Origin of the sequence: Pseudomonas sp. HMSC065H01, assembly GCF_001815235.1 — a bacterium.
In the GTDB taxonomy this organism is placed as follows: domain Bacteria; phylum Pseudomonadota; class Gammaproteobacteria; order Pseudomonadales; family Pseudomonadaceae; genus Pseudomonas; species Pseudomonas aeruginosa.
Genome location: NZ_KV819906.1, coordinates 374,733 through 381,686 on the forward strand (window position 1 = coordinate 374,733; position 6,954 = coordinate 381,686).

Below are 6,954 nucleotides of genomic sequence, written 5' to 3' on the forward strand. Positions count from 1 at the left end.
ATCCCATGCTCGCCCTCGGCAAACTGCTCGACTTGACCCTGGCCGGCCGCGAGCCGACCGAGAAGATCCAGCTCACCGCCGACGGCACCCGCCTGCACTGGCTGGCCGAGGGCGCGCTGGAAGTCACGCCGATCGGCGCCCGCGACAACGGCGTCGACCTGTTGCTCTCGGCCGGTATCCACGGCAACGAGACCGCGCCCATCGAACTGCTCGAACGGCTGATCCGCAAGGTCGCCGCGGGCACCCTCAAGCCTGCCGCCAGGGTCCTCTTCCTGTTCGGCAACCCAGAAGCCATCCGCCGCGGCGAGCGCTACGTCGAACAGGACATGAACCGCCTGTTCAACGGTCGCCACGAGGAGGGCAGCGGCAACGAGGCCTTCCGTGCCGCCGAGCTGGAGCGCCTGGCCCAGGTGTTCTTCAGCAAGACCGAGCGAGTCCACCTGCACTACGACCTGCATACCGCGATCCGCGGCTCGAAGATCGAGCAGTTCGCCCTCTACCCCTGGGCCGAGGGCCGCGAGCATTCCCGCAGCGAACTGGCCCGCCTGCGCGACGCCGGCATCGAGGCGGTGCTGTTGCAGAACAAGCCGGGCATCACCTTCAGCGCCTACACCTACGGCCAGCTCGGCGCCGAGGCTTTTACCCTGGAACTGGGCAAGGCACGTCCGTTCGGAGAGAACCAGGAGGTCAACCTGGAGCGCCTGGAGCGGAGCCTGGAGCTGCTGATCGACGGCAGCGAGGAACAGCCGGACGGCTCCCGACTCGATGGCCTCAAGCTGTTCAGCGTGTCGCGCGAGGTGATCAAGCACAGCGACCACTTCCGCCTGCACCTCGACGACGACGTGGCCAACTTCACCGAACTCTCGCCGGGCTACCTGCTGGCCGAGGATATCGGCGGCACGCGCTGGGTGGTGGAGGAGGTCGGCGCGCGCATCATCTTCCCCAATCCGCGGGTGAAGAACGGCTTGCGCGCCGGAATCCTGGTGGTGCCGGCCAAGCTCTGAGGCGTATCGGCCTTCCCTCTCGATCATGACGGAGCGCTTCGGCGCTCCGTTTCCGTTGCGGCCGGGAAGATTTCCCGACTTCCCTTGTGGCTGTCGGTAGAGCGCCGTAGGATCGGGCTTTTCCGCCGAACCGAGGAGCCCTCCGTGCCTGTCATCGACCTGCGCAGCGACACCGTCACCCAGCCCACCGCCGGCATGCGCGAAGCCATGGCCGCGGCCGAACTGGGCGACGACGTCTATGGCGAGGACCCCACGGTCAACCGCCTGGAGGCCGAGCTGGCGGCGCGCCTGGGCTTCGCCGCGGCGCTCTTCGTACCGACCGGGACCATGAGCAACCTGCTCGGATTGATGGCCCACTGCGAGCGCGGCGACGAATACATCGTCGGCCAGCAGGCGCATACCTACAAATACGAGGGCGGCGGTGCCGCGGTGCTGGGCTCGATCCAGCCGCAGCCGATCGACGGCGAGGCCGACGGATCGCTCCACCTGGACAAGGTCGCGGCGGCGATCAAGGCCGACGATTTCCACTTCGCCAGGACCCGCCTGCTGGCCCTGGAAAACACCATGCAGGGCAAGGTGCTGCCGCTCGACTACCTGGCCGCGGCGCGCGCCTTCACTCGCGCGCGTGGCCTGGCCCTGCACCTGGATGGCGCGCGCCTGTACAACGCGGCGGTGAAGCTGGGCGTAGACGCCAGCGAGATCACCCGACACTTCGACTCGGTGTCGGTGTGCCTGTCCAAGGGCCTCGGTGCGCCGGTGGGCTCGGTGCTTTGCGGCAGCGTCGAACTGATCGGCAAGGCCCGTCGCTGGCGCAAGATGGTCGGCGGCGGGATGCGCCAGGCCGGCCTGTTGGCGGCTGCCGGCCTGTACGCCCTCGACCACCAGGTGGCACGCCTGGCCGACGACCACGCCAACGCCGCGCGCCTGGGCGACGGGCTGCGCGAACTGGGCTATGCGGTGGAGCCGGTGCAGACCAACATGGTCTATGTCGATGTCGGCGAGCGGGCGGTCGCGCTGCGCGACTTCCTCGCCGAGCGCGGGGTGCGGATCAGCGCGGCGGCGCGTTTGCGCCTGGTCACCCACCTGGACGTTTCCGCCGAGTCCATAGGACAAGTACTGGATGCCTTCGCGGCCTTTCGTCGCTCATAAGCGAAAAGGTCGGCAATAGGCAATAACTATCGCGCAAATACACTACAACCTTGCCCAAGGGCCGATATAATGCGGCCCTTTGCCGGCGATTCGTGGCCGCCAATTTTCCGTGGAAGAACCTATGAAAAGCGCTGAAATCCGTGAAGCCTTCCTCCGCTTCTTCGAAGAGAAGGGACACACCCGTGTCGCTTCCAGTTCGCTGATCCCGGCGAACGATCCGACCCTGCTGTTCACCAACGCGGGCATGAACCAGTTCAAGGACTGCTTCCTCGGCCTGGAAAAGCGCGCCTACACCCGTGCGACCACCAGCCAGAAATGCGTGCGCGCCGGCGGCAAGCACAACGACCTGGAAAACGTCGGCTACACCGCGCGGCACCACACCTTCTTCGAAATGCTGGGTAACTTCAGCTTCGGCGACTATTTCAAGCGCGACGCCATCCATTACGCCTGGGAGTTCCTCACCGGCGAGAAATGGCTGAACCTGCCCAAGGAAAAGCTCTGGGTCACCGTCTACGCCACCGACGACGAGGCCTACGACATCTGGACCAAGGAAGTCGGCGTGCCCGCCGAGCGTATGGTGCGGATCGGCGACAACAAGGGCGCGCCCTATGCGTCCGACAACTTCTGGGCGATGGGCGATACCGGACCCTGCGGTCCCTGCACCGAGATCTTCTTCGACCATGGGCCGGAGATCTGGGGCGGCCCGCCCGGTTCGCCGGAAGAGGACGGCGACCGCTACATCGAGATCTGGAACAACGTGTTCATGCAGTTCAACCGCACCGCGGACGGCGTCATGCACCCGCTGCCGGCGCCGAGCGTGGACACCGGCATGGGCCTGGAGCGCGTCAGCGCGGTACTCCAGCACGTGCACTCGAACTATGAGATCGACCTGTTCCAGAACCTGCTGAAAGCCTCCGCCGAGGCCATCGGCTGCGCCAACGACGACGCGCCGTCGCTGAAGGTGGTAGCCGACCACATCCGTTCCTGCAGCTTCCTGATCGCCGACGGCGTACTGCCGTCCAACGAGGGTCGCGGCTACGTCTTGCGGCGGATCATCCGCCGCGCCTGCCGCCACGGCAACAAGCTGGGCGCCAGGGGCACCTTCTTCCACAAGATCGTCGCAGCGCTGGTCGCCGAGATGGGCGATGCCTTCCCCGAGCTGAAGCAACAGCAGGCACACATCGAGCGCGTGCTGAAGACCGAGGAAGAACAGTTCGCCAAGACCCTGGAGCAAGGCCTGAAGATCCTCGAACAGGACCTCGCCGAACTGCAGGGCAGCGTGATTCCCGGCAACGTGGTGTTCAAGCTGTACGACACCTATGGCTTCCCGGTCGACCTGACCAATGACATCGCCCGCGAGCGCGAGCTGACCATCGACGAGGACGGCTTCGAGCGCGAGATGGAGGCCCAGCGCGAGCGCGCCCGCGCTTCCAGCGCCTTCGGCATGGACTACAACAGCCTGGTCAAGGTCGACGGCGAGACCCGCTTCCTCGGCTATCAGGGCGTCTCCGGCGCCGGGCAGATCGTCGCGCTGTTCAGGGACGGCCAGGCCGTCGAGCGCCTGGAGGAGGGCGAGGAGGGCGTCGTGGTCCTCGACCAGACGCCGTTCTACGCCGAGTCCGGCGGCCAGGTCGGCGACAGTGGCTACCTCGAGGCGGCTGGCGTGCGCTTCGACGTGCGCGATACCACCAAGGCTGGCGGCGCGCACCTGCACCATGGCGTGGTCGCCCGGGGCAACCTGAGCGTCGGCGGCGCGGTCAAGGCCGAGGTCGACGCCTCGGTACGCCAGGCCACCGCGCTCAACCACTCCGCGACCCACCTGCTGCATGCCGCGCTGCGCCAGGTACTGGGCGACCACGTACAACAGAAGGGCTCGCTGGTGGACAGCCAGCGCCTGCGTTTCGACTTCAGCCACTTCGAGGCGATCAAGGCGGAACAACTGAAGGCCCTGGAGGATATCGTCAACGCCGAAATCCGTCGCAACACCGAGGTCGAGACCGAGGAAACCGATATCGACACCGCCAAGGCCAAGGGCGCCATGGCGCTGTTCGGCGAGAAGTACGGCGACCAGGTGCGCGTACTGAGCATGGGCGGCGATTTCTCCGTCGAGCTGTGCGGTGGCACCCACGTATCCCGCACCGGCGACATCGGCCTGTTCAAGATCACCAGCGAGGGTGGCGTGGCTGCCGGCGTACGCCGTATCGAGGCGGTCACCGGCGCGGCGGCGCTGGCCTACCTGAACGGTGCCGAGGAGCAGCTCAAGGAAGCCGCCAGCCTGGTCAAGGGCAGTCGCGACAACCTGCTGGACAAGCTCGGCGCCCTGCTGGAGCGCAACCGTTCGCTGGAGAAGGAGCTGGAACAGCTCAAGGCCAAGGCTGCCAGCGCGGCCGGCGACGATCTTTCGGCGGCGGCGGTGGAAATCAAGGGCGCGAAGGTACTCGCCGCGCGCCTCGATGGTCTGGACGGCAAGGCGCTGCTGGCGCTGGTCGACCAGTTGAAGAACAAGCTCGGCCGCGCAGTGATCCTGCTCGGCGGCGAGCTGGACGGGAAGGTCGTACTGGTCGCAGGCGTGACCCAGGACCTGACCGGCCAACTGAAGGCCGGCGAGCTTATGAAGCAAGCCGCGGCGGCAGTTGGTGGCAAAGGTGGCGGACGCCCGGATATGGCCCAGGGCGGCGGCACCGATGCAGCGAAATTGGACGAGGCCCTGGCCCTGGCCCAGCGCTTCGTCGAGCAAGGGCTCTGATGCCATGCCGGCCCCGCGCCAGAGCGATGCGGGGCCGGGCGGCCAGCGCCCCTTGATGCCCGGCCGGCGGTGCGCCCCGCCAGTCCGGGTAGCGAAAGAATGAGGCAGGTTCAAAAGGGCGCCCTTCACGGAATCAGGCGGTTTGAAATGGCTTTGATCGTACAGAAGTTTGGAGGGACCTCCGTCGGCACCGTCGAGCGTATCGAGCAGGTGGCCGAGAAGGTGAAGAAATTCCGCGAAGCGGGCGATGACGTCGTCGTGGTGGTATCCGCCATGAGCGGCGAGACCAACCGTCTGATCGGCCTGGCCAACCAGATCATGGAGCAGCCGGTTCCGCGCGAACTGGACGTCATGGTCTCGACCGGAGAGCAGGTGACCATCGCCCTGCTCAGCATGGCCCTGATCAAGCGCGGCGTGCCGGCGGTCTCCTATACCGGCAACCAGGTGCGTATCCTCACCGACAGTGCGCACACCAAGGCGCGCATCCTGCACATCGACGACACCCACATCCGCGCCGACCTCAAGGCCGGCAGGGTAGTGGTGGTCGCCGGTTTCCAGGGCGTCGACGGCAACGGCAACATCACCACGCTGGGCCGCGGCGGTTCCGATACCACCGGGGTGGCCCTGGCGGCGGCGTTGAAGGCCGACGAATGCCAGATCTACACCGACGTCGACGGCGTCTACACCACCGATCCGCGCGTAGTGCCGCAGGCCCGTCGGCTGGACAAGATCACCTTCGAGGAAATGCTGGAAATGGCCAGCCTCGGTTCCAAGGTGCTGCAGATCCGGGCGGTCGAGTTCGCCGGCAAGTACAACGTTCCGCTGCGCGTGCTGCACAGCTTCCAGGAGGGTCCGGGCACCCTCATTACTATCGATGATGAAGAGGAATCCATGGAACAGCCGATCATCTCCGGCATCGCCTTCAACCGCGACGAAGCCAAGCTGACCATCCGTGGCGTACCCGATACCCCCGGCGTGGCCTTCAAGATCCTCGGGCCGATCAGTGCCGCCAATGTGGAAGTCGACATGATCGTGCAGAACGTGGCGCACGATAACACCACCGACTTCACCTTCACGGTGCATCGCAACGATTACCTGAACGCCCTGGAAATCCTCAAGCAGACCGCCGCCAACATCGGCGCGCGCGAAGCCATCGGCGACACCAACATCGCCAAGGTTTCCATCGTCGGCGTCGGCATGCGTTCGCACGCCGGCGTGGCCAGCCGCATGTTCGAAGCGCTGGCCAAGGAAAGCATCAACATCCAGATGATCTCCACCTCGGAAATCAAGGTTTCCGTGGTGATCGAAGAGAAGTACCTGGAACTGGCGGTACGTGCCCTGCACACGGCGTTCGAGCTCGACGCGCCGGCGCGACAGGGTGAGTGACGCTGACAGGCGAAAGGCGCGGCAACCCCGCGCCTTTTGTCGTTTTTGACCGTTTGGCAGGAACTTTCATTCCGGCGGGACTGGTCAATACTGGGTGAAGGATCGCGCTCTTGATTTCTGCGGATCCGCCGCCATTTCTTTTTTGCAGACTGTTGTCCTGAAATATTCGCGTGAGGAGAAAGGAATGCTGATTCTGACTCGTCGGGTCGGAGAGACCCTGATGGTAGGTGACGACGTCACCGTGACGGTACTGGGTGTCAAAGGGAACCAGGTGCGCATCGGCGTCAACGCGCCGAAGGAAGTCGCCGTACACCGGGAGGAAATTTACCAGCGCATCCAGAAAGAGAAAGATCAAGAGCCAAACCATTAATTTTTATCTAATTTTCCCTTTGCAAACGGGGTAAAGATGGGTATCATGCGCCCCGTGTTGCGGAGAGGTGGCCGAGTGGCCGAAGGCGCTCCCCTGCTAAGGGAGTACACCTCAAAAGGGTGTCGGGGGTTCGAATCCCCCCCTCTCCGCCATTCAAGTGTTAGAGGTTGATTCAGGCGGCGAAAGCCATCTTGGTAACTAAGTTACTGATTTGATTGAAAAAATCGCTTGACGGATAAAATCCACAATCTATAATGCGCCCCCACGACGCACTCATAGCTCAGCTGGATAGAGTACTC

At 64.7% G+C, this 6,954-nt stretch carries 5 protein-coding genes and 1 tRNA gene; all 6 read left to right on the forward strand.

What is annotated here, in order from left to right; all coding sequences use genetic code 11:
- Nucleotides 1-5 precede the first annotated feature (5 nt).
- The 6 genes from astE to HMPREF3014_RS22075 all read left to right on the forward strand — a co-directional run bounded on the left by astE (nucleotide 6) and on the right by HMPREF3014_RS22075 (nucleotide 6,807).
- Entirely contained in the window at nucleotides 6-1,004 is a 999-nt protein-coding gene (astE, locus tag HMPREF3014_RS22050) for a succinylglutamate desuccinylase (protein ID WP_003085962.1), read from the forward strand.
- Nucleotides 1,005-1,148: 144 nt separating this feature from the next.
- Nucleotides 1,149-2,153, forward strand: coding sequence for a low-specificity L-threonine aldolase (gene ltaE / locus HMPREF3014_RS22055; RefSeq protein ID WP_003112603.1), 1,005 nt, complete (start codon nucleotides 1,149-1,151; stop codon nucleotides 2,151-2,153).
- A gap of 121 nt (nucleotides 2,154-2,274) precedes the next feature.
- Nucleotides 2,275-4,899 carry an alanine--tRNA ligase gene (gene alaS, locus HMPREF3014_RS22060; RefSeq protein WP_003112602.1) on the forward strand — a complete coding sequence of 875 codons (2,625 nt, stop codon included), beginning with the start codon at nucleotides 2,275-2,277 and terminating at the stop codon, nucleotides 4,897-4,899.
- 147 nt (nucleotides 4,900-5,046) lie between these two features.
- Nucleotides 5,047-6,285 (forward strand): aspartate kinase, encoded by a 1,239-nt coding sequence (locus HMPREF3014_RS22065; protein WP_003085971.1) that lies wholly within the window; start codon nucleotides 5,047-5,049, stop codon nucleotides 6,283-6,285.
- Nucleotides 6,286-6,469: 184 nt separating this feature from the next.
- Entirely contained in the window at nucleotides 6,470-6,655 is a 186-nt protein-coding gene (gene csrA / locus HMPREF3014_RS22070; protein WP_003085981.1) for a carbon storage regulator CsrA, read from the forward strand.
- A gap of 61 nt (nucleotides 6,656-6,716) precedes the next feature.
- Nucleotides 6,717-6,807 (forward strand) — tRNA-Ser (locus tag HMPREF3014_RS22075).
- The last annotated feature ends 147 nt before the right edge of the window (nucleotides 6,808-6,954 follow it).